Here is a 23,240-nt window from a genome sequence, read left to right on the forward strand (position 1 = left end):
TCCGCGCGTCACCACTCCTCTCCGACAATGCGGTCGGCTGGTTTCCACGCACCCTAGAAAGGCCACAAGCCAGTGGTAGTAAGAGTTTTCGGCCTCTCGGTCGTCGTGACGATCGTGTCGCTGATCATCGCTTTCCTCTATGGCGGCGTCGAAGCGCTGATCCTGACCGCCATCCTCGGCGTCTTCGAGATCTCGCTCTCCTTCGACAACGCGGTCATCAATGCCACGATCCTCCGCCGGATGAGCGAGTTCTGGCAGAAGATCTTCCTCACCATCGGCATCCTGATTGCCGTCTTCGGTATGCGACTGGTGTTCCCGCTGGTCATCGTGTGGCTCGCGTCGGGTCTCAACCCGGTTGAGGCGCTCGACCTCGCACTGAACCCGCCGCCCAACGATGCGGCGTACTTCCCCAACGGCGATCCCAGCTACGAGACGATCATCACCGACGCCCACCCGCAGATCGCGGCCTTCGGCGGCATGTTCCTGCTGATGCTGTTCCTCGGCTTCGTCTTCGAGCAGAAGGAGCTCACCTGGCTGACCTGGATCGAGCGGCCGCTCGAGAAGATCGGCAAGCTAGAGATGCTCGAGGTCGTCATCGCCATGACGCTTCTCGTCCTCACTGCGACCTACATCGCCGCGCCCGACGAGCGGTCGACGGTCATGATCGCCGGCTCACTCGGCATGATCACCTACATCCTGGTCAACGGCCTCGGTGAGTACTTCAACGTCGAGACCGCGGAAGATGACGAAGCGGCCGAGCCCGGCACCGACGCCGCGGAGAAAGCGGCAATCGAGAAGACCAACGGAAAGTCGGGCCCGTCGGACCTGGCCAAGGCGACAGGCAAGGCCGGTTTCTTCCTGTTCCTCTACCTCGAGGTCCTCGATGCGTCGTTCTCGTTCGACGGCGTCATCGGCGCGTTCGCCATCACGGCGGATCCGATCATCATCGCCCTCGGCCTCGGCCTCATCGGTGCGATGTTCGTCCGTTCGCTCACCGTCTACCTGGTGCGCAAGGGCACGCTGTCGGAGTATGTGTACCTCGAGCACGGAGCGCACTGGGCGATCGGCGCGCTGGCGTTCATCCTGCTGTACTCCATCGGCACCCACGTCCCCGAGATCATCACCGGCCTGATCGGCGTCGCGCTGATCATCGCCGCACTGATCTCCAGCATCGTCCGACGCAACCGCCTCGCGGCGAAGGGCGAAGAGGAGAAGGTCAACATCTGACCCTTCGCTCGCTGAGCTGAGGTGCGAGCGAAGCGCGCTCCTGGGACGTGCGAGCGAAACGCCTCCCTCCTTTAGGTACGAGCGAAACGCCTCCCCCTGTCCCCTGAGGTGCGAGCGAAGCGAGCCTCGAAGGGTTTGGTGACTTGAGTCGCCAGGCCCTTCGAGGCTCGTCGACCTCGACGCGCTCCTTCGTCGCTTGCTCGGCCCGGCGGCTTTCGCTCCTCGCACCTCAAGGAGCAGTGGCTATGTCGCCCTTCGGATTAGGGAGCGGAGAAACAGCTGCGCCGCAGGACCCCGAAGGTCCTGCGGCGCAGTTGGTTCGACGACCCGGACTCAGCCCTGCTGCTGCCCGAGTTGCTGGGTGATCTGCTGGTTGATCTGGTGCAGGCTCGGCACCGACATGCCCGGGAGATGGCCCTGGATGGTGCGCAGGACCGACGAGTCGTCGCGCACCTTCTCGCTCGATTGCACGAGAACCGTTCCGGCGCCGGTGAAGTCGAACTGGCGCTCCTCGCCCGAGTTCAACCCCATCCGCCGGCCCGCGGCCGCGATGAAGCCGTTGACCCACGCCTCGTCGTAGTGGTGACTGGGCGACGGGCAATCCGACCATCCGACAAGCGCTTCGGGATCGACGCGCACGGGCGGTTCGACGAACATCACCGGGCCGTTCGACGACGCGAGGAACTTACCGGTGCCGATGAGCGTCAGGAACCCCGGCACGATCGACTGGTTGAGCGACAGGTTCGGCTGGAAGGCAAGAAGATTGGCCGCCCGGATGGTGAGGTTGCCGTCTTCGAGGTCGTAAGCGTTGATGTCGTATCCGCGGTCGCCGATGATCAGCTTGCCGTGGCCCTCGGCGACGACGTAGTCACCGAGGTACAGCGGGGCGGAGAACTGCTGCGCCACCATCTGCAGCATGTTCCCCTGCAGACCCTGGGTCAGCGCGGTGAACTGCATCTGCCCGTAGTAGGCGATCATCGCGCCCTTGGACATGAACCACGGCTGGTTGAGGTCGATGCAGAAGGAGTAGTTGTTGTCCGGCACGTTGTCGTCCGACGGCAAGTTCATCGGACTCCACACGGTGTTGAGTTGGCTCATAGTTTCTCCTCCGATGCCTGCACGTACACGATGCCCTGTCCGGAGCACTCCAATTGCATTGCCTCACCGCCGGTTCGGCCTACGTTGCGCCAGCTCATCGCCGACCGCAGGCTGGCGTTGACCTGACCGGCCGACCCGACGAACGCCTGCGGGTCGACGGTCACCGGGGGCTTGGCCGGGGACACCTCGAGTTCGAAGACCCCGCCGTGCCCGAGCAGCACCGCCGAACCCGGACCCGACAGCTGCGTCGTGAACATGCCCTGACCGGTGACGGCTCCGGCAGCAGCGGACCGCAATGCACCGAACAGGCCGCCACCGCCGCCACCGCCGCCCTGTGAGGCGACCGAGACGACGGAGGCCTGCAGATTGGCCGCGTAGGCGAGCAGCCGCGACGCCTCGACCCGGATCGTGCCGCCGACTGCCGCGAGATCCACGACGTGCACCTCGATGCCGAGGAAGCCGTAGTGCACCTCGCCGTGCCCCTGCGCGATCATCGTCGACTCGTGCTCGCCGGCGAGCATCCGGCCGGCCATCCCGCCCATGCCGCCCAGTCCCGGCATCCCGCCGCCCATACCGCCGGCTCCCGCGATCTGGTGGGGCTGGAAGTGCACGTTGCCCTTGTAGAAGAGCATCGCCCCGCGTCGTGCGACGACCGGCCCGGTACGGCCGATGTCGACGGAGACGACCTTGCTGTTGACCTTGGTGAACATTCTCGCTACCTCACCCTCACCGCTCGGCCGGCTGGATCGACACGACGCCGCTGCCATCCCAGCGCAACGAGAACGCCTCTCCGCCACCCTGTCCCAGCGCCGACCGCCAGGAGACATCGGTGACGAAGGACTGACTCAACTGGCCGCGGGCGCAGACAAACGCGTCCGGGTCGACCACGAGCGGATACTGCGGTGACACCTCGAGGTGGATGAGCGGGCCGCCGTTGGACAACAGTGCGATCTGTCCGTGGCCGCTCACCGTCGTGGTGAACAGACCCTGACCCGACGACGCTCCGCGCAGACCGGCGAAGGTGACGTTGGTCTGCAGGTTGCCGTTGAGCACCATCAGCTGCTCGGACTCCACCTGCAGGGTCTCGTTGTTGAGCTCGATGACGGTCGTCTCGGCGGCGTTGTGCGCGAAGTACACGATGCCGTTGCCCGAGGCCTCCATGAGCGACAGCGCCTCCCCGGTGGCCCGCTGCTTCAGGCCCGCGAGCACGCCGTCGCCGCCGCCGAAGCCCGCCGATTTGAAGGTGACCTGTCCCTCGTAGGCGACCATCGACCCGCTGATCGCGCGGACCGCGGAGTTGTTCAGCCTGGCTTCCACCACGCGTTTGGACCGTTGTACCAACTGCATTCGACGTGCCTCTCTCGCGCCGTGGGGAGGCCGCCGATCGACCATCCCTCGTTCGTCTCCCGACGCCAGCCCCGCACCGCGGCACCTGCCGGCATCTCGGCATCCCAGCTCGCCGTGAGCCGGGGAATCCGGCCTCATACCGAGATGAAAATAGCCGATAGCATCGAGTGGTGCCCGGAAACTTCGTACGTCGTTGGTTCGGGAACGATTCACGCACGAATTCCGCGCCACCTGCATCATCGGAACAAATGACGGCGGCGTTCCTGGAGTCCGAATCCGTCTTGGCCGAGATCGATCCGGCCGTCGCGGTGACCGCCGCCCTCGACCCGCGGTCGCGCCTGCGCGCCTCGTGGTCGGACATCCGCGAGCAGCACGCCCAGGCGACGTCGGACTACCTCCGGCTGGTGTCCCCGCCGGTCGGCACACGCGTCGACCCGCGGGATCTCGACCGGTCGACGCAGGCGCTGCGGTCGATCACCGCCTCGATGCGCGACTTCGCCCAGACCAACGCCGAGACCCTCGAGCGGGCGCGGGCCACGGTGCGGGCCGCCGATGCCCAGGACCACGAGGCCCGAGTGGCCGCCAACCGGGCGATGACCGCCCTGGAGAACGCCGCACCGGCGGTGGCACGACTGCAGTCGGTGTCGGATGCCACCGACGACCTCGCGCGTGCGCTCACGGCTTTCGACCAGGGCGCGGGCCTGCGTGACCGGCAGACCGCCGCGGCAGCTGTGCTGAGCTCGGCGCGCCGCCTCGAGCAACTTCTCGCCGAGGCCCCCGCCTTCGCCGACCGCGCACAGCAGGTCATCCGTTCGGTGGAAACGCGCCGGAGCGCGGTATCCACCCGGAGCGCGCAACTCCCCGACACACTCTCGGCACTGCGCCGGGAGTTCAGTGCCGATTGCTCCCTCGATCTACAGCGCAACGGCTCGGTCGTCGACGAACGGCTCGAACACGCCGACGCCGAGCTCGCGGCCGCCCGCGCGATGGTCGATGCTGCCCCCGACCAGGCCATCGGCCGCGCCGACGCCGCCCGCGACGACCTCGCCGTCGCGGAGAAGGCCGTCGACGCCGTGCTCGACCGGTTGCGCCTGCTGCGGGAGGTGCGCGCCGACCCGCGGGGCGCGGAGCAGCGCGTGCGCTTTCGCCTGCGCGACGCCCAGCTCTTTGCGGTCAATCACCGTCTGGTTGACGAATGGGGCTCGGTCCTCGATGCTCAGGCCGACCGGATCGAGCGCGCCAAGGGGGTCCTGGATCGCATCCACCCCGACTACTGGAGCTACCTGACGCAGCTGCGTGCGGTGGACGACCGGATCACCGAGATCGTTTCGCGGATGAGAGGACAGGTGGCCGCAGGATGACCACCACTGCACGACACGACGACACCGCTCTCGAGCCCGGGACGATCCGGCACTTCGACCACCTGGAGCCGTCGGTCTCGAACTCCCTGTTCCACCGGCAGCCCGAGCCGATCGAGCCGACCTGGCCGGCGCAGCGGCTCGCCGTCGCGCTGGGCGCCACCCTGTACGTCCCGGCCACCCGGCCCGATCTCGCCGAGGTCATCCGCCGACGCCGCGCCGAGGGTGTGATCTCGATGGTCATCGACCTCGAGGACGCCGTCGCCGACGACGAGGAGGCCGAGGCGATCGAGCACGCCGTGGCCGCGTTGCGCGCTATCGCCGCGAACCCGTGCCGGCCGATACTGCTGTTCGTCCGTCCGCGGTCGGCCGACCGGATAGTGCCGATCGCCACCGCGCTCGACACCCCGTCGGTGCTGACCGGGTTCGTCATCCCGAAGTTCTCGTCTGAGAATGCACCCGAGGCGCTCGACGCCGTTGCCGCTGCCGGACAGATCCTCGACAAGCACCTCTGGGTCATGCCGGTTCTCGAGTCGGCCGCGGTCGTGCACCGCGAGACCCGCGACGACGAGTTGACCGCCCTCGCGTCGCTCCTGAGCGCGCACCGCGACCACGTGCTCGCCGTGCGCATCGGTGCCACCGACATCTGTAGTCACTTCGGCATCCGCCGGGATCGTGACCTGACCATCTACGACGTCCGGGTCGCGGCCGATGTGATCGCCGGCATCGTCAACCATCTCGGCCGCAGCGACGAGAGCGGCTTCGTCGTGACGGGGCCGGTGTGGGAGTACTTCGCCGACCACGAGCGCATGTTCCAGCCCATGTTGCGTCACACGCCGTTCCGCGAGAACGACGCCGTCTACTTCCGGCAGCAGCTCGTCAGCCGCGACATGGACGGTCTCCTCCGCGAGATCACCCTCGACCGCGCCAACGGCCTGCACGGCAAGACCGTCATCCACCCCGCGCACGTCGCCGCGGTACACGCGTTGTCGGCGGTCACCCACGAGGAGTATCACGATGCACTCGACATCCTGGCCGGCGAGTCCGGCGGGGTACGGGCGTCGTCGTACCGCAACAAGATGAACGAGCTGAAGCCCCACCGCAACTGGGCCTTGCGGGTCATCGATCGCGCTGCCGCCTTCGGCGTGACCCGCCAGGGGGTCTCGTTCGTCGACCTGCTCACCGCGCTCGCCTCGCCCGGGTCGGCCAACTCGTGAACGATCCGGACACCGTCGGCATCGACTGGGTGACCGAACGTTTCGGCGTCGAGATCGCCGACCTCGGCAACACTCCGGGTCACGCGGTCCGCGACCTCGTCTCACTCGGCTTGCGCCACAACCGACGCCGTGCTCATCTGCTGGTCTCGACCGTGCTGGGCAAGCACATCCCGACCTCGCCCGCAATTGTCCGTGGCGCCGCCGACGACCTCGGCGCCGCGATCATCGCCGAGATCGGTGCGAATGCGGCACGCGACGCCGTCGTCCTCGGCTTCGCCGAAACCGCGACCGGTCTCGGACACTGTGTCGCCGAACGCATTTCCGCATCCCGGTATCTACACTCGACGCGGCGCAGACGAGCCGGCGTGACGGTGTCAGGAACCTTCGAGGAGGGGCACTCGCACGCGACGACGCATCTGCTGCAGCCCAGTGATCCCGCATTTCTCGACCCCGTGACGCCGGACGAGGTGCTGATCCTGGTCGACGACGAGATCTCCACCGGCAAGACCGCGCTCGGCGCCATCGAGACCATCGTCGCGGACCGTCCCCGTAAGCGGTTCGTCGTGGCGTCCCTGGTCGACATGCGTACGCCCGCGCAGAAGTCCGAATGCGATGATCTCGCAGCGAAACTCGGCGTCGAGGTCGCCTATGTGGCGCTCGCGCACGGCTCGATCACCCTTCCCCCGGACCTCCTCGATGCGGTGTGGCAGCTCGGGTCCGACGAGCTCAACCCGGTGGCAGCCCGGCGCGGCGGCCTGGTCGCGGTGGCCCTCGACTGGCCGGCGGCAGTTCCCGACGGCGGGAGGCACGGAATTCTCCGCACCGACTCAACGGGCTTCCGGCGAGCGGCGACCGCGGCCGCCGACACCGTGGCGGCACAACTCGATCCGCGGCGCGCGGTTGTCGTGATCGGGCACGAGGAACTGATGTACGCACCCTTGTGCATCGCCGAGTCGCTGGAGCGTCGTGGCTTCGCCACCGGATACCAGACCACCACGAGGTCGCCGGCCCAGGTGCACGACGTCCCGGGGTATCCACTCCGACGCGGATTCCGGTTCACCGCACCGGAACCCGATCCGGAGACGCCGCGCTATGTCTACAACGTGTCCTCCGTCGACCATCCGGACCCGCAGGTCGTCCTGATCGTCGACTCGCCGGCGGACACCGATGAGTTGCGCGCGCCCGGTGGACTCGTCGACGTCCTCACCGCCGCCGGGCACCCGGTGGTGCTGGCCGTCTTGCCCGCCACCGACCAGGCTGCCCTGGCACGAACCCGAGAGGCGGTGCGCTGATGGACATCGCCACCACCACACCACCGCTGTGCGGACCGGAGTTCGGTTCGTACGCGGCCGACGAAGTCACCTGGCTGCTCAAAGACCTGTCCGACGTGGCGCTGGAAGGTGAACTGCGCGAACGGGAACGTCGAATCCAGTCCGGTCAGGCCCACTATGCGGAGTCGCTGCCGATCGAGTACCAACCCGGCCGCGAGTACCAGGAACTCTTCCATGCGACGCTACGGTCTTCCGCCCAGCGGCTCGCGGAAGCCGTCGGAGTGGTGTCCGAACTCATTCTGGCCGAGCGGCATTCCACGCCGACGCTGGTGTCGCTGGCGCGGGCCGGCACCCCGGTCGGCATCCTGATCCGACGGTGGATGGCGGCCGTCCACGGCATCGAACCCCAGCACTACACGATCTCGATCGTGCGCGCACGCGGGATCGACACCGTCGCACTCGATCACATCATGGCGCGGCACCCGGCGGAGTCGGTCGTCTTCGTCGACGGCTGGACCGGCAAGGGCGCCATCCAGCGCGAACTCACCGCCGCTGTCGACGAGTACGCGCGCACCGGGCGGCCGCAATTGCACGACGAACTCGCGGTGCTGGCCGACTCCGGCTCCTGCACGACCCTGTTCGGCACCAGGGACGACTTCCTCATCGCCTCCGCCTGCCTGAATTCCACTGTCTCCGGCCTGGTCTCGCGCACCGTCCTGAATGCCGACCACATCGGTCCGGGCGAGTTCCACGGAGCGAAGTTCTACCGCCATCTCGCCGACTTCGATGTCTCGGGACTGTTCCTGGACACCGTCAGCGCCGAGTTCGATGCAGTCGCCGACCGAGTTCGGGCGACGGTGTCGGCGATGACGCCGGAGTCACGCCGGCCCGACTGGTCCGGCTGGCGCTCCGTGGAGCAGATCCAGACCGAGTACGGCCTGTCGTCGATCAACCTGGTCAAGCCCGGCGTCGGCGAGACGACGCGGGTGCTGCTGCGTCGCGTACCGTGGCGCATCCTGGTGCGCGCCGACGATCTGCCCGAACATCGCCACATCCGGTTGCTCGCCGCCGAACGAGATGTGCCCGTGGAGGTCTCGCCCGATCTCGCGTACTCGTGTGTCGGGCTCATCAAGGAGGACTCGTGAACGCGCTGGTCGCCACCGATCTCGACCGGACCATGATCTACTCACGCGCCGCCATGGGCGACGAGCAGTTCGCGACCCTGGAGACCGTGTGCGTCGAGATCTACCGCGACGCGCCGCTGTCGTACATGACCACGACCGCCGTCGAACTGATGACCCGTCTGGCACGTGAGGTCGTCGTCGTACCGACGACCACTCGCACCCCGGCTCAGTTTGCCCGGATCGAGCTGCCGGGCAGCCCATTTCGCCACGCCGTGGTCAGCAACGGTGGCCGGATCCTCGTCGACGGCGCCGACGATCCGGAATGGCGTGCGCACATCGACCGCGAGGTGACCCGCGCGGGCGCCACCCTCGACGAGGTCCGCGACGAACTCCGAACACGCATCGACGACTCCTGGGTCACCGCTCTGCGGACCGCCGACGACCTCTTCTGTTACCTGGTCGTCGACCCCGCGGTCCAACCGCCGGAGTTCCTCGAACAATGGCAGCAGTGGTGCGACGCACGGGGCTGGACGGCTTCCCAGCAGGGTCGCAAGATCTATGCGACCCCGCAGCCGGTGACGAAGTCGGCAGCTATCGCCGAAGTCCGGCGACGGCTCGTCGCTGACGGCACCCTCGACGACTCGGCAGCGCTCTGCGCGGCCGGCGACGGCTGGCTCGACACCGACCTGTTGCTCGCCGCCGATCACGCGATCCGCCCGCGGCACGGTGAGCTGGAATCGCTCGGCTGGTCGGCGCCCGGGCTCACGATCACCGCCGACACCGGGGCCCTCGCCGGTGTCGAGATCCTGCGGTGGTTCGGCGAGCGGAGCGGGATCACCGTGCCGGAATCCGCGACGCCGACACCGCGAGACCGGACCGTCGGGGTTCACGCGAACTGATCAACCGAACTGATCACGTGGGCATCGATCCGAGGACGTCGGAGTGCCCGTGGCGTCGGCACCAGCTGATCAGGTATCGCGCGTGTAGACCGCACCACCGGTAGACGGCGGCCTGGGTCACCGGCAGCGATGCGTCGTGCTCACCGCGCTCGACGATGATGGGCCCGAGGTAGTGGCTCGTCACCTTGTTCGCGGTGTTCGGCGACACCTTGGCGGCGCGGGCCAATGAGGCGTTGTCCGAGGCGCTGCCCGACGCAATCGCCCCCGCGAGACGGCCCGCGGTATGGCCGCGCCGACCATCGAACAACTCGTAGAGCGGTGGACGGCGCGCCGACGCGGCCCTGGGCAGGGCCTGGCCGAGCGCCACCGAGCGCACAACACCGACCAGCGTCGCGAAACCGTCCGATTTGGCGATGACCCCCGCGACCTCGTCGCGCAACCGCGCCTCGTCGAGATGGTCCTGTTCCAGCCCGTGTCCCTGGGTCGCCAGGACAACCGGCGCGTGCCGGTCATGGTGGTCGAGGGTGTCGATGACGTCGAGTCCGTCGAAGGTCCATTCCAGGTCAGGTCGGTTCCAGATCAGATCCGCCACCACGACGTCGAATCGCACGTTGCCGGCGATGCACTGGACGAACTCGTCGCGGCCGGTGGCAACGGTGACCGTGGCCTGATCGAGCGCCTTGGTCAGCGGCACCGCGACCACGTGTCCCAGCGGGGAGGCGACAAGGACCCGCATGTCGGTCGGCACAGGCATGATCATGCCCGATATGTACGCGGTGTGCGCGATCACGCATCCGATCGGACTAGAGGGTGGTTATTTACCCTGCAATCACCACATCGGGTTCGAGATACCGCTGACAAATCGTCTCACGTTCGTAAGGCTGAAGAAGTTGGCGTTCGTGAAATAAATTCTCGATGCCCGATCGCGAGCCATGTCGATCATCCGAGAGAGTCCCGCCGTTTGTTCGGCTCACAGCTCCCGGCCGAATCGAAGTCGACAGGAGATCCCGGCACGTGTCCGTACCCCTCAACGACGCCCCCCGGTCGGCGGCCCCCGGCACCGGGCCCACTGCCGCGCCGAGTCCGGAGCGGCGAATCACGGCCGTCGTTGCCGAGCACGACATCTTCGACGCCGCCCTGGCCGCTCTCGTGGAGAGCGCCGGCTACGACGCGACGGTCGTCGAACCCGCCCAGCTCGCTGCCCTACGGAACCCGAGCGCGATTCTGGTGCGGTCGGCCGCGATGCTCGGGTTCGTCCGGCGGGTGGCATCGCTGCGCACCGTCAAGGTGATCTTCGTGGGCAACGGGGTCGCGGGCTTCGATCACATCCGTGTCTCACCGCGGGCCCCGGCCGCCGAGGACGAGCTGCAGCGGGCGCTCGAGACTGCGGTGGGGCCGCCGACCCCGCCGTCCGCACCCACACTTGCGAACCGGGTACGCATCACCCAGCGGGAGCTGGAGATCCTCCAGACCTACACATTGGGTGCGACGCTGCGTCAGACGTCGCGTGTCCACGAGATCGCCGAGAGCACGGTGCGCGAGCACTATCGGCGTGTCGCCCGACGCTACGAGGAAGCCGGCCGGCCGATCGGGAACAAGGCCCAGTTGCTGGTCGAGCTCATCGCCGACGGCTGGGTGCGCCCCTGACACCGCCGCCGTGGCCGACGTGCGGCTCAGTTGGTGTCCTTTGCCTCACGACAGAGGCTCTCCGACAGTGCAGACTTCCGACCATGACCGCGCCTGCCGACTCCCTCGACGAACGGGGGATCGGGAACCGACGGACCGGCACGGCGTGGACGCTCGCCGGGATGGAGCTGTTCGTGTCGTTGTCGGCACTCGCCGGCGGCTCGGCTCTCATGACCGATCAGTGGTCGATGCCGCGGGAGTGACTCACCCACACGCCGTTCGAGACCTGGACCGCTCCCGGTGTCGCACTGATCGCCGTAGTCGCGTTACCCCACCTGGTGGCTGCCGTGGTCGCCGCCGTCCCGTCCGTGCCCGCGCGGTTGGGCATAATCGGCGGCCTGCTCGCCGGGTCGTCGCTGATGGTCTGGATCATCATCCAGATCGCGCTGCTGCAGGTGTTCTTCTTCCTACAACCCGTGCTCTTCGTCGTCGGCATCGGTGAGATCGCGCTGGCGATCCGCTGGCGGCGCGTCCGCTGCCCGTCGACGCCGGGTGACGGCGCTGAACCCTAGAAGAGCCCCACGGCGCGGCCGATCAGACCGAGCGCGACGATGAGAAAGATGATCGCCGCGATGGCGATGACGATCACGCCGCCGGCACGCCTGCGTTGCGGCGGTTCGTGCTCCTCTCCCCCGACCGCGGATTCCGCCGGCGGTGTGTCACCGGGCGCCACTCCGCCGCCGGGCTCGAGTCCCGCCGTGCTGGACGGGTCGGGGTTCTGCGGGTTGAACGGTTTGCGGGCGGGGTCATTGTCAGCCATACGGGCGGTGTACCCGGAATGGCGCGAAGTCACTCGTGGGCTGTCAGAGACCGGGTGCGAGTGCGGCGAACATCACGGGCAGATCGTCGGCCCAGTAGGGCCATGCGTGCGTTCCGATCGCACGGAAATGGACGACCGGCTGCAGCCCCTCGGACCTCATCCGGCGGGCGAACTCGTTCGAGCACGCGTTGACCGAGTTCTCAAGTACCGCTCCCGTCGCGATCTTCTCCCCACGGTGCCGGCCCGGGTCGAGCCGGGTGCGTTGATCGAGGGGGCCGGGCGCGCCGGTCCCGGACGCGATGAAGACGCGCTTCCCGACGAGGGCCGGCAGGCGGCGACCCGGGTCGTGGTCGGCCCATCCCGGCGCGTTCCACGGACCCCACATGTTGGTGGGATCCCCACCGTCCCGGATGATCGCGGCTCGGGTCTGCCCTTCGTGCACCGGGCCGGTCGTGAACGGGCAACCGCTGATGGAACCGACGCCCGTGTACAGGCCCGGCCGGCGCGTCGCGAGTGTGAACGCGGCCTGGCCCCCCATGGACAGGCCCGCGATCGCGTTCCGCCCGTTGCCGTGGAACCGGCCGTCGATCAGCGACGGCAGTTCGACGGTCAGGAACGTCTCCCACTGCGGACGCCCGAACGTCGCGTCGTCGTGCTGCCAGTTCGTGTAGAACGCCCCCTGGCCGCCGGGCAGCACCGCATTGACGTTCTTGTCGCGGAAATACCTGTCCGCGCGGGCTTCCCGTATCCAGTCGCTGATCGCCGTCTTGTGGCCGCCCCCGTCGAGGAGATACAGCGTCCCGCGCGACCGGGAGTGCGCCGGTGCAACACGCTCACCGGCACGTTCCGGCCCATCGCAGCCGAACGGATCACCAGATCGTGCCGCTGCGGCCCGACCGCCACACTGCTGATCACCGACGCCGACGCGGATACCGGTGCCGCCAAGACGATTCCCTGCGTACCCGAGACGATCGGACCGGCGACGAGCGCGGCCGCGAAGACCCTGGTCAACCGGCGCCGAGCACGACTCATCCGGGTAGCACGCCCAGTTGTCCGAGGAAGTCGAGCTGATCGAAGTACAGGTGCTCGGACATCAGCTCCGAGCCGTCGATCCGGTAGGTCGCACTCCATCGGAACGAGACAGGCCGTCCGGTGGGTTCGACCGGACCCGACGGACTCTGCAACACTCCGTCGTGGACACCGTCGAACGTGCCCTCCACCGAGGCGTTGTCGCCGTCGACGACATACGAACCGACGGTGAGGCGACCGTCGGAGAAGGCGCCCTGGAAGACGGACAGGAAACCCAGTACGCCCTCCCGTCCCGTGAACACCCCACCCGGCGAGACCAATTCCGCATCGGCGGACCATGGTTCGTTCTCCGGTGCGCGGTCGTTGAAGGCATCGATGTGCGCGTCGATGACTGCTCGTGCATCACTCATGTCGGGCTCTCTTTCTCGGTTGTCGTCGGCAGGTGCGCCGACATTCGGCTATCCGGATGACACAGACCGCGCGGCGGGTCAGGATGAGCGGGTCGATCGACGAACCGCCCGATCGACTTCGGTCACGATCGTCTGGGTCGAGTCGTAACCGGCGATCGCATGCGCCATCTGCCGGCACCGAACGGCAACGTCGTCGTCGGCCAGGATGCGGCGTACCGTCGCGGCGAGGTCCGCAGGAGCGGGTCGCCGGGTCCCCAGATCTGCGCCGACCCCGAAGTACGCCACCCGAGCCGCGACTTCGGGCTTGTCCTCACCCCCTGGTGCGACGACGACGGGCACGCCGTGGCGCAGCGCCTGCAGCACTCCGCCGTAGCCGCCGTTGGTGATCAGCACCGATGTGCGCGGCAACAGTGCGCCGTAGTCGAGGAACCGCGCGACCCGCGTGTTGTCGTTCCGCGGCACGGGATCCGGTTCCGCACCGCCGGTTGTCACGACGACCTGGACGTCCATCTCGGCCAGCCCGGCGACGGCGGGTTCGATCAGTTGGGAGAAGTCGTCGTTGTCGAGCGTGCCCTGGGTGACGTGGACGATCGGGCGGTCGTCGTCGAGCATCTCCGACCACCACGACGGCGGGGGAACAGCAACGCCGGCGAACACCGGCCCCGCGAACACCGTGTTCGGCGCGAGATCGGATCGGGGATACTCGAATTCGGCCGGGCCCAGCTGGACGAAACGGTCGAACGCCCTGGACAGGTCGAGGACGAAATGATCAAGCGTGCCTCCGGCCCGTCGGACCAGGTCCCGCGCCGAGGACTGCGTGGACGCGAACAACACCCGCCGTACTGCCATGTGAGCCAACCGGTTACGGAGCCGACCCAGCCGGCCGGTCATCGGCGGCAAACCGCTGTTGAAGGGTGCGACGTCGGGACTGGACTGAGCGAGCGGCATGGTGCCGACACCGATCACCGGAGGCCGCCGGCCCGGGGGCCGGGACAGCAGGGGGATGATCCCGGCGAAGGTGCCGTCGCACAGGATCACGTCAACGCCCCGGCGGCCGACGACCGACGCCACCGCCGTCGCCTGCTCCGGCAGCGGCGCGATGAACGTCCGCTCGACCTGATAGCGCGACAACGCCAATCCGCGATGCCGATGCCGGTCGGGGGTGAAGCTGTCGGGGTCACGTTCGTCCAGATCGGCGACTCCGGTCAGCGATTCGACGGTCAACCCTGCGTCGCCAACCCGGTCGGCGAAGCGCGAGCCGGTCAGCATGATCACCTCGTGACCCCGATCCGCCAGCACACGTCCGACAGCGGTGAGCGGACCGACGTGTCCGGCCAGCGGCGTGGCGCACACCAGAATGGTCGACATCATTCCTCCATTTGAGTAGAGCTCGACTCTAACCAAATCGGACGACGGATGAGCGCTCTCACGCGATTGGTCCCATCTTTGCACTTCAGCGAGCTAAATGAGTTCCGGGGACTGTGATCGATCTTTGGGCAAAGCCCAGCAAGGCCACTACTATCGTTGTCGTTGGAGTCCGACCCGATCGGAGGCCGGCGTGAGCAAACGCCCCTACACACCGCGTAAGCGCGCGATCAGCGCGGCGCAGACGCGGACGCGCATCCTCGACGCCGCCCAGGCGCTGTTCGTCCAGCAGGGATATTCGCGGACCACAGTGCAGCAGATCGCGCAGCAGGCCGGGGTGTCCGTCGGCACCGTGCATCAGGCGGGGTCGAAAGCGTCCCTCATGACGGCCGTCCTCGAACGCGCCTTCACCGGTGACGAGAAGTTCGTCTCGCTGCTCGAACGACCCGAGTTCATCGCGATCATGAACGACACCGACACCGATCGCGCCATCGGGCGGTACGTCGACCACGTCGTCGCCGCCAACAGTCGGATCGCCGATCTATGGCATGCCGCGACGCTGGCGGCCGACACCGACCCGGCCATCGGCGAACAGCTCGAGCGGTCTGAGCTCCGCCGGCTCGACGACGTGCACACCGGCTGCCACTGGTTCGTCCACCGGGGCCTGATATCCGACACCCGGGTCGACGAATTCGCCGACATTCTGAGCTATCTCACCGGCCCGGCGACCCATCGCTACTTCACCGTCGAACGGAACTGGAGCACCCCGCGATTACGCAGCTGGCTGCTCACCGGCATCATGGCGGCGATGCGGTAGTCACACCTGCGGGTCACCGGTTGTGGTGAGCGGTGGTCGAAAGACCAGGACGATGACGATCGCGACGAGGAAGACGGCGGTCAAGGCGAACGGGACCGGGATGACCGGGTCGAGCAGGACCAGCACGGCACCAACCGGTACCACGGTGTTCACCACGCGATCGGCGTTGACGCGCAGAGCAATCCACCAGATGCCCAGGATGAAGACCGCGATGGGGATCGTGACCGTGAACGACGCCTGGGTTTCCGTCAGCTCGCTGTGGTGGGGCAGGACGTCGATCTCGACCTCGATACCGGCCGAGAAGGCACCGGCAGCGGCGAAGACGAAGTAGTGGACGTATCCGTACCGGAGGGAGTCGGCGAGCGATCCGATGGCCCGGTGGTGCGGCGGCCAGAAGTAGATCCACCACAGCGCCGCGGTCGCGATGAACGTGAGGATCGCGATCGAGATCAGCGGGGCGAGCTCCTGTTCGTTGTGCAGCGCCTCGATGATGGCGTTCGACGACGCCAACAGGCTCTCGCCGAGCAGGATCAGCGTGAACAGTCCGTACCGTTCCGTGATGTGGTGTGGATGCCACGGAGTGTTTCCCTGCTTCTCGGCGATCACCGGCACCGCGAGCTCGGCACCGACGAGCACCACGAACCCGATGGTTGCGGCTGCTCCCGACGGTACGAGGAGCCATAGCAGCCACAGGATCTGGACGACGGCGATCCCGGCGGCATAGAGCCGGGTCGTCCGGCGGCGGTCTCCGGCAGAGCCGGAAGCGCGCAACCACTGGGCGACCATCGCGACGCGCATGACCACGTAGCCGAACACGACCAGGGTGAACTCGTGGTCGACGAAGGCGGGCTCGATCCCGGCGGCCAGCACCAGCACACCCGCCATCTGGACGAAGGTGAGCACCCGGTAGAGCCAGTCGTCGGTGCCGAACGATGTCGCGAACCAGGTGAAGTTCATCCACGCCCACCAGATGGCGAAGAAGATGAAGGCGTACGACACGACCCCGTCGAAGATGTGGTTCTCGGTGAGTGCGTGATGGGGCTGGACGGCTGCGATGCTGACCGCGACCACGAAGACCAGATCGAAGAAGAACTCGAGCGTGCTGGCCGTCCGGCCCGGTTCGGCCGGGTCTCGTAGGCGCATGGTGCTCAGGTGAAAGCGCTCAGACATCGTTGCCCCCGATCGGTCGCTGCGTGTCACGAGATCGTGCCGTCGGCGCCGAGGGCATGCGCTCAGGAGTGCGGGTCGGGGTGTCCCACCGCCGACGGCGGTCGGCGTGCGGGGCGCACGCCGTGTGACCTCGGCGATCTGCGCAGGTGACGGGCGGGATGGACCCGTCGTGGCACAGTGAACACGTGCTGCTGCCCACCCTGACCCCCACCGCACCGGACGATCCCGCCGTGATCCGTGTCGGCGACGACAAGCTGTCGCGCGAGGACCTCGTCGGGGCCGCGACGGCAGTCGCCGAACGGATCGCCGGTGCCCGAACCGTCGCGGTACTGGCCACGCCGACGGTGGAGACGGTGCTGGCGGTGGTGGGCGCGCTGATCGCCGGGGTGCCGGTCGTCCCCGTTCCGCCCGACTCCGGGCCGCGCGAGTTCGAGCACATCCTCGCGGACTCGCGGGCACAGGCGTGGCTGGGGCAGGCCCCGGCCGCGCCGACCCTGCCCGTCGTCCCGGTCCGCCGCTACGCGAAATCGTGGCACCGCCACCCCGAACCGCACGCCGATTCGACCGCACTGATCCTCTACACATCCGGCACGACCGGCCTCCCCAAAGGTGTTCCGATCACCAGGCAGAGCATCGCCGAGGGCCTCGACGCACTCGCCGATGCGTGGTTGTGGACCGCCGACGACACTCTGGCGCATGGCCTTCCGCTGTTCCATGTCCACGGGTTGATCCTGGGGGTCCTGGGTCCCCTGCGACGGGGCGGGCGACTGATCCACACCGTCACCCCGACCGCGGACGGATACGCTTCCGCCGCGCGAGCCGGCGCCAGCATGTTCTTCGGCGTCCCGACGGTGTGGAACCGCGTCGCCGGCGATCCGGCTGCGGCACAGACGCTGTCGTCGGCGCGAGTCCTGGTGTCGGGCAGCGCCCCGCTTCCCGTGCCGGTCTTCGAGCGGATCCACGAGCTCACCGGTCACGAGATCGTCGAGCGCTACGGCATGACCGAAACACTGATCACCGTCAGCACGCGCGTCGACGGACAGCGCCGGCCCGGGTGGGTGGGTCTCCCGCTCGCCCACGTGGAGACAAGGCTGGCGGAAAACGGCGAGCCGCTACCCCACGACGGCGAGAGCGTGGGCGATCTCCACGTCCGCGGCCCGATGATGGCGTCCGGGTATCTCAATCGTCCGGATGCCACTGCCGAATCCTGGCTTCCGGACGGCTTTTTCGCGACCGGTGACGTCGCAGTCATCGACGGAGACGGGATGCACCGCATCGTCGGCCGACGAGCCACCGACCTCATCAAGTCCGGCGGGTTCCGCATCGGGGCCGGCGAGATCGAGACCGTCCTGCTCGCCCACCCGGCGGTCCGCGAGGTGGCGGTGATCGGCGTCCCCGACGACTACCTGGGCCAACGCATCGTCGCCTACGTCGTCGGCGACCAGGTCGCCGACACCGAGCTCATCGAATTCGTCGCCGGCGAGCTGTCGAATCACAAGCGGCCGCGCGAGATCCGGTTCGTCGAGTCCCTCCCGCGCAATGCCATGGGCAAGGTGCAGAAGAAGCAGCTGGAATGACCGTCGTCTGAAGACCGCCCGGTGGAGCTGACCCGACGACGGTCTGCCGGCTGTCCGTTTTCCACGGGCGGTTTTCACACTGCTGACGTAGTAATCCACAGACGTCTCGGACGCCGGGTTCTGCCCGCCGCCACGATAGACACTGTCCCGCATGACCTTCGAGGAGCTCACCGAGCGGTTCGGCGGCGTCGTCGCCACCCATCAACTCCTGGCCGCCGGCGAGACCGCCGCATCGATCCGGGAAGCGTGCCGTTCCGGCACGCTCTCGTCGATACGCCACGGGTGGTACCGGACCGAGGCCGCCGATCCAGAAGTGGTCGGGGCCGTCGCCGATCATGGCGTCGTCTCCTGTGCGACCGCGCTACGACGCCACGGACTCTGGATACCTGAACATCCCGAACAAGTGCATTCGCGTGTGACGCGCCACGAGCGACGCCGATCCCACGACAGGTGCCGACGGTACGGTCGGCCGACTCCGGCCGACGGCGCCGTCGACGATGTCGCGACAGCATTGCAGTACGCCGCCCGATGCTTCGACGTCGAGGGTTTCGTCATCCTGTGCGACTTCGCACTCAACACCGCCAAGATCACCCCCGCACGACTCCGCACCGAGTTCGATGACGCGCCGATGTTCATCAAGCGCGCCATCGAGAAGACTCACCAACTCGCCGCGTCCGGAACCGAGACAGCAGCCCGCCTACGTCTCCGGAGCGCCGGCTTGCGAGTCACGGTCCAGCACCACGTATCCGGTGTCGGGTGGGTCGATCTGCTGGTCGGAGAACGGCTCGCGCTCGAGCTGGACAGCGTCGAACACCACACCGGGATCGAGAAGTACGAGGAGGATCGCACTCGAGACCGAAAGCTGATCTCACGCGGTTACTTTCCGTTGCGAGTCACCTATGCGCAGGTTTTCGGTGATTGGGCCAACACCTATGCGGACATTGCCGAGATCATCGCTCACGGGTACCACCGCAGCCGGTCGCCTGCCTGGAGAAAGCCCAGCCGATAACCGCCCACCAGAAATGGACACCGAACGCTACGTCCCCGATCACTTTCCACCGGGCGGTTTTCAGCGAACCCAAGCCGTCAGTTGGCCCACCCCCGCTCGGCCAGCCACTCGGTGATGGTCCCGACCGCTTCTCTCAGGTGTGGGATCTGGTCCCGGCCCGAGTAGTAGTGCGTCGCACCGACGACGGTGTGCAGGGTCTTGTCGGGATGACCGACCGCGTCGAAGAGGCGGTGCGTATGACTGGGCGTGCACGCGTTGTCGGCGGAGTTGCCGATGACCAGTGTCGGGACCGCGAGATCGGCCGCACACCGGGGACCGTCGCCGTTGGCGTCGTCGAAGCTCCACTGCGACAACCAGCTTCGGAGGGTGGTGAACCGGGCGAGCCCGACCGGGCCCATGTTCACGATCCGCGGATCACCCAGATAGCAACCGAGCTTGCGATCGCTGGGGTCGACGGTCAGGTCGAGCCAGCGCGGATCGGCCATCGTTCCGTGCACGATGAAACCGCGCTCCATCAGCGGTTCGCCACGCCCGCGCAGATCGACGAGTCGCTCATTCACCCAGGCGGTGATCCGCCGGTTGCGGTCGATCTGCGCCGCGCGGTAACGGTCGAGGAACTCCGCCGAGTACGGCGGCTGGTTCGGGTTCGAGGGGTTGTAGAGGTCCAGCTCCGGGTCTCGGTTGTCGGGATCAGACTCGTCGAGAATCGACGGGTCCATCCACTCGGTCAGGGTCCCGTGCCGCGAGACGTGCGCCGCAAGCAGCATCATGCCGTCCGCGGCGGGGAGGTCGAGGGCGGTCAGGTCCGGCGGCTCACCGGCGGGGGTCGCGGTGACCGTCGCGTGCTGTGCCTGCTGCTGGTAGTACAGCGACAGGGCGCCGCCACCGCTCCAACCGGCCAGGATGACCTTCTCGTAACCGAGGCGTTCGCGCGCATCCTTCACGCACGCACCGAGATCCTGCACCACCTTCTCCATGATCAACGCACTGTCGACGCCGCGATACCGGCTGTTGCAGTAGATGACGTGGTGACCGGCGCGGGCGAGGGCATTGGTCATCGGCAAGTAGGCGCCGCCCCCGATCGGGTGCATGAAGACGATGACGTTCTTCGACGGCACGCCACGGGGGCGGAGCAGGTAGCTCTCGAGCACCACACTCTCGGTCACCCCGCCGTAGGTGTCCTGGTACGCCGAGAGATCATCGAAGACAACGAGATAGGGAATGCGGTCGTAGTCGTGACGAGGCACGTCCCCCCGGTCGCTCATACTCGTGACCCGGCGTCGGCCTGTGCGGAGTCCGCGACCCCGGATTCGAAAAGTGCGGGTGCGGCGATCAACCGTCGACGGGTGTCGATCGAGATCACCTGCCATTCCACGCGGTCGAACTCGTCGAACTTGCGCCGGGAACGCTCTCGCGCCCGCTCCGGGATGCCGTGATGCATCCCCTGGGGTGCGTGGGAGATCAGGCCCGGCGGCATGCCGACTCCGAACATGCTGCCGCCGTGGAAGAACGCGATCTCGTCGAAGTCGGTGTTCCGGTGGTACCACGGCAGCCGTTCGGCACCTCTGCGCGCCTCGGCGGGGCGCGGCAGGAAGTTCATCACGTACACCCCGGTCGCCTGCATGAACAGATGCACCGTGGGCGGCAGATGCACCGTCTCGGAGGTGATGACGTCGTAGTCCTCGATGTTGAACGTGAACGGGAAATTGTCTCCACGCCAGCCCTCTACGTCGAGCGGGTGGAACGGGTAGAACAGCGATGTCTGCCCCTCTCGCTGCCGGAACCGCACCTCGTACTCGTCTCGGCCGTCACCGTCGAACGCCTCCGCCTCGGGAACGACGACGAGCGAGGAGTCGAAGGGGAAGAACCTGCCCAGTACGCCCGGTTCGGGCACCCGGAACTCGTCGACCGCCTCGATGACGAGCAGCAACGACGCACCGTCGGGCACCTGACGATAGGTGCACCCCTTGGGGAGATATACGTAATCGCCGGGCCGGTAGGGCAATCGACCGAACTCGGTCTCGAAATACCCGGTGCCCTCGTGGACGAAGACGAGTTCGTCGCCGTCGACCGGGCGAAACCAGAACGGAGCGGCCCCTTTCCGACGACTCAAAGAAATCCGGCAGTCCTCGTTATGGAACATCAGCAGCGGCTCGCCCGCGGGGTCGTTCTGGTCGGTGGGCGCGAGGTCGGTGACGATTCGATCGACGCCGGTGTGGGTGCCCACCGCCCGGAACTGCGTCGGGTCGTTGCGTCGATACAGATGTGCCGTGCGGCCGGTGAAACCGTATCGTCCGAGCTCATCGTCTTTCAGATCGGCGACATCTCGGTGCACCTGCCGAGGCGTGCGCCCCTTGCGATGCTGGACGAACGATTCCATGCCGAACTCCTGTCTCTGCGTTTTTCTGATGCTAGATTCAGGTTCAGAAGATGACAAGGGTCACACTGCTCGTCGATTCGAGTGCGGTCTTCGACCGTCCACATGGTTCGATGGAGAATCGGTCCGCGGAAGGAGCTCACGGTGCCGCCGACGAACAAAGGTCGCCAGACCGAGGCCGCGTTTCTTGACGCCGCGCGCCGGACGTTCGCCGAAAAGGGCTACCTGAACACCAAGATCTCGGACATCTCCGCCGCTGCCGGCCGGTCGACCGGTTCGTTCTATAACTACTACGACAGCAAGGACCGACTGCTCGAAGCCCTGCTGGATCAATTCTCGGACGAAGTGGTGGAGCAGTCGCTCGCGACCCGGCACACCGAGCCGGAGGCGAGCGTCCGCGCGGCCGTGACCGCGTACTGGACGACATACAAGAAGTACCTGCCCGAGATCATCGGCCTGTTCCAGATGTCGATGACCGACGACGATTTCCGCAACCGCTGGCTGGCCAACCGGGTATCCGGTGTGGAGCAGGTGCTGTCGGGTCTGCACGGTGCCGAGCGCGCGGGGTACTCCATCGGCCTGCCGCTCGAACCGCTGGCGTCCGCACTGGTCGCGACCCTCGAATCCACCTGTTGGACCTGGCTTGCGGTCCGCGGTGACGCCGCCGGGCCCGTACCCGACGACGACACGGCCATCGAGATCCTCACCGCGATCTGGTACCGGACCGTCTTCGGGGCCGGACCGGCACAGTCGGCTCCCTGACCCTTCGTGGCTCGTCGCTGGCGCTCCTCGCACCTCAGGGAGCAATGGTTATGTCGTTCTTTCGGATGAGGGAGCAGGGGCGTGAGCGACAGCCACCGGGCTGACACCGGCCCGCTTGCCGTCCCGGACCGAGCCGACGACGATGGGACGCATGCCCATCGAGGTCCGGCCCGCGACGATCTTCGACGACATCGCCACGATGGTCGGTCCGAAGAAGCCGACGTCGAACGTCTGCTGGTGCCTGAGCTACCGCATCCCGAGCAAGCAGAACCAGGAGCTGGTCCGCGAGCAGCGCGGAGAGTTCGTGAAAGAGTTGTGCGACAGCGGTATTCCGCTTGGTGTGCTCGCCTACGACGAGGCGGACGAGGTCGTCGGCTGGGCGGCCGTCTCACCGCGCGCGGACACGAGCTTTGCCCGGAACCGGAAGATCCCGCACGTGGACGACCTGCCGGTGTGGTCGGTGTGGTGCATCCGTGTCCGCCCCGGTCATCGCAAGCAGGGGATCTCGCACGCACTACTGGCCGGGGCCGTCGACTATGCGCGGTCGAACGGTGCGCCGGCGATCGAGGGCTACCCCGTCGACAATCAGGGCGCCAGAGTCGATCTGACGATGGCCTATGTCGGGACCCGCGGCCTGTTCGAGAAGGCCGGTTTCACCAAGGCGGCCGACACCTCGTCGGTCCTCGCCGGGTTCCCGCGCGTGCTCATGCGGTTGTCGCTGGACTGATCGAGACCAC

Annotated in this window: 25 protein-coding genes; 14 read left to right on the forward strand and 11 right to left on the reverse strand. The window is 67.3% G+C overall.

The genetic code is table 11. The annotated features are described in order from the left end of the window. Positions 1-72: 72 nt before the first annotated feature. Entirely contained in the window at positions 73-1,227 is a 1,155-nt protein-coding gene (locus ACFUEJ_RS01015; protein WP_388027032.1) for a DUF475 domain-containing protein, read from the forward strand. A gap of 333 nt (positions 1,228-1,560) precedes the next feature. Here the strand turns inward: ACFUEJ_RS01015 and ACFUEJ_RS01020 are convergent, their stop codons facing one another. From ACFUEJ_RS01020 to ACFUEJ_RS01030, 3 genes are read right to left on the reverse strand one after another with little or no spacing between them, the layout of a single operon-like run. After that, complete coding sequence (locus tag ACFUEJ_RS01020) at positions 1,561-2,325, reverse strand: AIM24 family protein (protein ID WP_058252893.1); 765 nt, start codon at positions 2,323-2,325, stop codon at positions 1,561-1,563. Next, on the reverse strand, positions 2,322-3,035 hold the full coding sequence (locus ACFUEJ_RS01025) for an AIM24 family protein (protein WP_388027035.1): 714 nt from the start codon (positions 3,033-3,035) through the stop codon (positions 2,322-2,324). Before ACFUEJ_RS01025 ends, ACFUEJ_RS01020 begins: the two co-directional genes overlap by 4 nt. A 16-nt stretch (positions 3,036-3,051) precedes the next feature. Beyond that, the gene (locus tag ACFUEJ_RS01030) at positions 3,052-3,672 is read right to left on the reverse strand and encodes an AIM24 family protein (protein ID WP_033204169.1); all 621 of its coding nucleotides are present in this window, start codon (positions 3,670-3,672) and stop codon (positions 3,052-3,054) included. Between the two features lie 248 nt (positions 3,673-3,920). Between ACFUEJ_RS01030 and ACFUEJ_RS01035 the strand changes: the two genes are divergently transcribed. Genes ACFUEJ_RS01035 through ACFUEJ_RS01055 form a run of 5 tightly spaced genes read left to right on the forward strand, consistent with a single transcriptional unit; the run spans position 3,921 to position 9,541 of the window. Continuing rightward, positions 3,921-5,033 (forward strand): hypothetical protein, encoded by a 1,113-nt coding sequence (locus tag ACFUEJ_RS01035; RefSeq protein WP_388027038.1) that lies wholly within the window; start codon positions 3,921-3,923, stop codon positions 5,031-5,033. Then, on the forward strand, positions 5,030-6,247 hold the full coding sequence (locus ACFUEJ_RS01040; protein WP_388027041.1) for an HpcH/HpaI aldolase/citrate lyase family protein: 1,218 nt from the start codon (positions 5,030-5,032) through the stop codon (positions 6,245-6,247). The genes ACFUEJ_RS01035 and ACFUEJ_RS01040 overlap by 4 nt, the downstream gene beginning before the upstream one ends. After that, positions 6,244-7,539, forward strand: a complete 1,296-nt coding sequence (locus tag ACFUEJ_RS01045) for a phosphoribosyltransferase family protein (protein WP_388027043.1) — start codon at positions 6,244-6,246, stop codon at positions 7,537-7,539. The genes ACFUEJ_RS01040 and ACFUEJ_RS01045 overlap by 4 nt, the downstream gene beginning before the upstream one ends. Continuing rightward, positions 7,539-8,663: a cysteine protease StiP family protein gene (locus ACFUEJ_RS01050; protein WP_078112506.1), complete on the forward strand. Its 1,125-nt coding sequence runs from the start codon at positions 7,539-7,541 to the stop codon at positions 8,661-8,663. The genes ACFUEJ_RS01045 and ACFUEJ_RS01050 overlap by 1 nt, the downstream gene beginning before the upstream one ends. Beyond that, the gene (locus ACFUEJ_RS01055) at positions 8,660-9,541 is read left to right on the forward strand and encodes an HAD family hydrolase (RefSeq protein ID WP_078112505.1); all 882 of its coding nucleotides are present in this window, start codon (positions 8,660-8,662) and stop codon (positions 9,539-9,541) included. Before ACFUEJ_RS01050 ends, ACFUEJ_RS01055 begins: the two co-directional genes overlap by 4 nt. 13 nt (positions 9,542-9,554) lie before the next feature. Here ACFUEJ_RS01055 and ACFUEJ_RS01060 read toward each other — a convergent pair whose 3' ends face one another. After that, positions 9,555-10,295 carry a response regulator gene (locus ACFUEJ_RS01060; protein WP_078112619.1) on the reverse strand — a complete coding sequence of 247 codons (741 nt, stop codon included), beginning with the start codon at positions 10,293-10,295 and terminating at the stop codon, positions 9,555-9,557. A 260-nt stretch (positions 10,296-10,555) separates the two neighbouring features. On the opposite strand from ACFUEJ_RS01060, the gene ACFUEJ_RS01065 reads away from it, so the two are divergent. The 3 genes from ACFUEJ_RS01065 (at position 10,556) to ACFUEJ_RS01075 (ending at position 11,739) form a co-directional block, all read left to right on the forward strand. Further along, the gene (locus ACFUEJ_RS01065) at positions 10,556-11,188 is read left to right on the forward strand and encodes a helix-turn-helix transcriptional regulator (RefSeq protein ID WP_238994972.1); all 633 of its coding nucleotides are present in this window, start codon (positions 10,556-10,558) and stop codon (positions 11,186-11,188) included. Between the two features lie 83 nt (positions 11,189-11,271). Further along, positions 11,272-11,430, forward strand: a complete 159-nt coding sequence (locus ACFUEJ_RS01070; RefSeq protein ID WP_238994973.1) for a hypothetical protein — start codon at positions 11,272-11,274, stop codon at positions 11,428-11,430. A gap of 75 nt (positions 11,431-11,505) precedes the next feature. Further along, positions 11,506-11,739 carry a hypothetical protein gene (locus tag ACFUEJ_RS01075; RefSeq protein ID WP_238994974.1) on the forward strand — a complete coding sequence of 78 codons (234 nt, stop codon included), beginning with the start codon at positions 11,506-11,508 and terminating at the stop codon, positions 11,737-11,739. Here ACFUEJ_RS01075 and ACFUEJ_RS01080 read toward each other — a convergent pair. The 4 genes from ACFUEJ_RS01080 to ACFUEJ_RS01095 form a co-directional block, all read right to left on the reverse strand. Continuing rightward, positions 11,736-11,987: a DUF6480 family protein gene (locus tag ACFUEJ_RS01080; RefSeq protein ID WP_078112504.1), complete on the reverse strand. Its 252-nt coding sequence runs from the start codon at positions 11,985-11,987 to the stop codon at positions 11,736-11,738. The genes ACFUEJ_RS01075 and ACFUEJ_RS01080 overlap by 4 nt on opposite strands. Positions 11,988-12,030: 43 nt before the next feature. Continuing rightward, positions 12,031-13,059: an alpha/beta hydrolase family protein gene (locus ACFUEJ_RS01085; RefSeq protein WP_343213067.1), complete on the reverse strand. Its 1,029-nt coding sequence runs from the start codon at positions 13,057-13,059 to the stop codon at positions 12,031-12,033. Next, the gene (locus ACFUEJ_RS01090) at positions 13,016-13,426 is read right to left on the reverse strand and encodes an ester cyclase (RefSeq protein ID WP_058252902.1); all 411 of its coding nucleotides are present in this window, start codon (positions 13,424-13,426) and stop codon (positions 13,016-13,018) included. The genes ACFUEJ_RS01085 and ACFUEJ_RS01090 overlap by 44 nt, the downstream gene beginning before the upstream one ends. 78 nt (positions 13,427-13,504) lie before the next feature. Further along, entirely contained in the window at positions 13,505-14,797 is a 1,293-nt protein-coding gene (locus tag ACFUEJ_RS01095) for a glycosyltransferase (RefSeq protein WP_238994975.1), read from the reverse strand. Positions 14,798-14,984: 187 nt separating this feature from the next. Between ACFUEJ_RS01095 and ACFUEJ_RS01100 the strand changes: the two genes are divergently transcribed. Then, the gene (locus tag ACFUEJ_RS01100) at positions 14,985-15,608 is read left to right on the forward strand and encodes a TetR/AcrR family transcriptional regulator (RefSeq protein WP_159371699.1); all 624 of its coding nucleotides are present in this window, start codon (positions 14,985-14,987) and stop codon (positions 15,606-15,608) included. Here the strand turns inward: ACFUEJ_RS01100 and ACFUEJ_RS01105 are convergent, their stop codons facing one another. Then, positions 15,609-16,778 (reverse strand): low temperature requirement protein A, encoded by a 1,170-nt coding sequence (locus tag ACFUEJ_RS01105; RefSeq protein ID WP_388027050.1) that lies wholly within the window; start codon positions 16,776-16,778, stop codon positions 15,609-15,611. A gap of 185 nt (positions 16,779-16,963) precedes the next feature. Between ACFUEJ_RS01105 and ACFUEJ_RS01110 the strand changes: the two genes are divergently transcribed. Both ACFUEJ_RS01110 and ACFUEJ_RS01115 read left to right on the forward strand, forming a co-directional pair. Next, complete coding sequence (locus ACFUEJ_RS01110) at positions 16,964-18,355, forward strand: acyl-CoA synthetase (protein ID WP_388027052.1); 1,392 nt, start codon at positions 16,964-16,966, stop codon at positions 18,353-18,355. Positions 18,356-18,506: 151 nt separating this feature from the next. Further along, positions 18,507-19,364: a hypothetical protein gene (locus tag ACFUEJ_RS01115; protein WP_265968635.1), complete on the forward strand. Its 858-nt coding sequence runs from the start codon at positions 18,507-18,509 to the stop codon at positions 19,362-19,364. 77 nt (positions 19,365-19,441) lie between these two features. Here the strand turns inward: ACFUEJ_RS01115 and ACFUEJ_RS01120 are convergent, their stop codons facing one another. Both ACFUEJ_RS01120 and ACFUEJ_RS01125 read right to left on the reverse strand, forming a co-directional pair. Further along, positions 19,442-20,629, reverse strand: a complete 1,188-nt coding sequence (locus ACFUEJ_RS01120) for an alpha/beta fold hydrolase (protein WP_388027055.1) — start codon at positions 20,627-20,629, stop codon at positions 19,442-19,444. Further along, the gene (locus tag ACFUEJ_RS01125; RefSeq protein ID WP_265968638.1) at positions 20,626-21,744 is read right to left on the reverse strand and encodes a homogentisate 1,2-dioxygenase; all 1,119 of its coding nucleotides are present in this window, start codon (positions 21,742-21,744) and stop codon (positions 20,626-20,628) included. Before ACFUEJ_RS01125 ends, ACFUEJ_RS01120 begins: the two co-directional genes overlap by 4 nt. A 141-nt stretch (positions 21,745-21,885) precedes the next feature. Here ACFUEJ_RS01125 and ACFUEJ_RS01130 point away from each other — a divergent pair, with 141 nt between their 5' ends. Together ACFUEJ_RS01130 and ACFUEJ_RS01135 are read left to right on the forward strand one after the other, a co-directional pair. Continuing rightward, positions 21,886-22,503, forward strand: coding sequence for a TetR/AcrR family transcriptional regulator (locus ACFUEJ_RS01130; RefSeq protein ID WP_388027058.1), 618 nt, complete (start codon positions 21,886-21,888; stop codon positions 22,501-22,503). A 151-nt stretch (positions 22,504-22,654) separates the two neighbouring features. Continuing rightward, positions 22,655-23,230, forward strand: a complete 576-nt coding sequence (locus tag ACFUEJ_RS01135) for a GNAT family N-acetyltransferase (protein ID WP_259935737.1) — start codon at positions 22,655-22,657, stop codon at positions 23,228-23,230. Positions 23,231-23,240: the final 10 nt, after the last annotated feature.

Origin of the sequence: Gordonia sp. NPDC057258 (genome assembly GCF_042668985.1) — a bacterium.
Taxonomy (GTDB): Bacteria; Actinomycetota; Actinomycetes; order Mycobacteriales; family Mycobacteriaceae; genus Gordonia; species Gordonia hongkongensis.

Coding starts and splice junctions, on each gene's coding strand:
- ACFUEJ_RS01020 (WP_058252893.1), bottom strand. CDS start 2,325: ATGAGCCAACTCAACACCGTGTGGAGTCCGATGAACTTGCCGTCGGAC.
- ACFUEJ_RS01025 (WP_388027035.1), bottom strand. CDS start 3,035: ATGTTCACCAAGGTCAACAGCAAGGTCGTCTCCGTCGACATCGGCCGT.
- ACFUEJ_RS01030 (WP_033204169.1), bottom strand. CDS start 3,672: ATGCAGTTGGTACAACGGTCCAAACGCGTGGTGGAAGCCAGGCTGAAC.
- ACFUEJ_RS01035 (WP_388027038.1), top strand. CDS start 3,921: ATGACGGCGGCGTTCCTGGAGTCCGAATCCGTCTTGGCCGAGATCGAT.
- ACFUEJ_RS01040 (WP_388027041.1), top strand. CDS start 5,030: ATGACCACCACTGCACGACACGACGACACCGCTCTCGAGCCCGGGACG.
- ACFUEJ_RS01050 (WP_078112506.1), top strand. CDS start 7,539: ATGGACATCGCCACCACCACACCACCGCTGTGCGGACCGGAGTTCGGT.
- ACFUEJ_RS01060 (WP_078112619.1), bottom strand. CDS start 10,295: ATGCCTGTGCCGACCGACATGCGGGTCCTTGTCGCCTCCCCGCTGGGA.
- ACFUEJ_RS01070 (WP_238994973.1), top strand. CDS start 11,272: ATGACCGCGCCTGCCGACTCCCTCGACGAACGGGGGATCGGGAACCGA.
- ACFUEJ_RS01080 (WP_078112504.1), bottom strand. CDS start 11,987: ATGGCTGACAATGACCCCGCCCGCAAACCGTTCAACCCGCAGAACCCC.
- ACFUEJ_RS01090 (WP_058252902.1), bottom strand. CDS start 13,426: ATGAGTGATGCACGAGCAGTCATCGACGCGCACATCGATGCCTTCAAC.
- ACFUEJ_RS01095 (WP_238994975.1), bottom strand. CDS start 14,797: ATGATGTCGACCATTCTGGTGTGCGCCACGCCGCTGGCCGGACACGTC.
- ACFUEJ_RS01105 (WP_388027050.1), bottom strand. CDS start 16,778: ATGTCTGAGCGCTTTCACCTGAGCACCATGCGCCTACGAGACCCGGCC.
- ACFUEJ_RS01115 (WP_265968635.1), top strand. CDS start 18,507: ATGACCTTCGAGGAGCTCACCGAGCGGTTCGGCGGCGTCGTCGCCACC.
- ACFUEJ_RS01120 (WP_388027055.1), bottom strand. CDS start 20,629: ATGAGCGACCGGGGGGACGTGCCTCGTCACGACTACGACCGCATTCCC.
- ACFUEJ_RS01125 (WP_265968638.1), bottom strand. CDS start 21,744: ATGGAATCGTTCGTCCAGCATCGCAAGGGGCGCACGCCTCGGCAGGTG.
- ACFUEJ_RS01135 (WP_259935737.1), top strand. CDS start 22,655: ATGCCCATCGAGGTCCGGCCCGCGACGATCTTCGACGACATCGCCACG.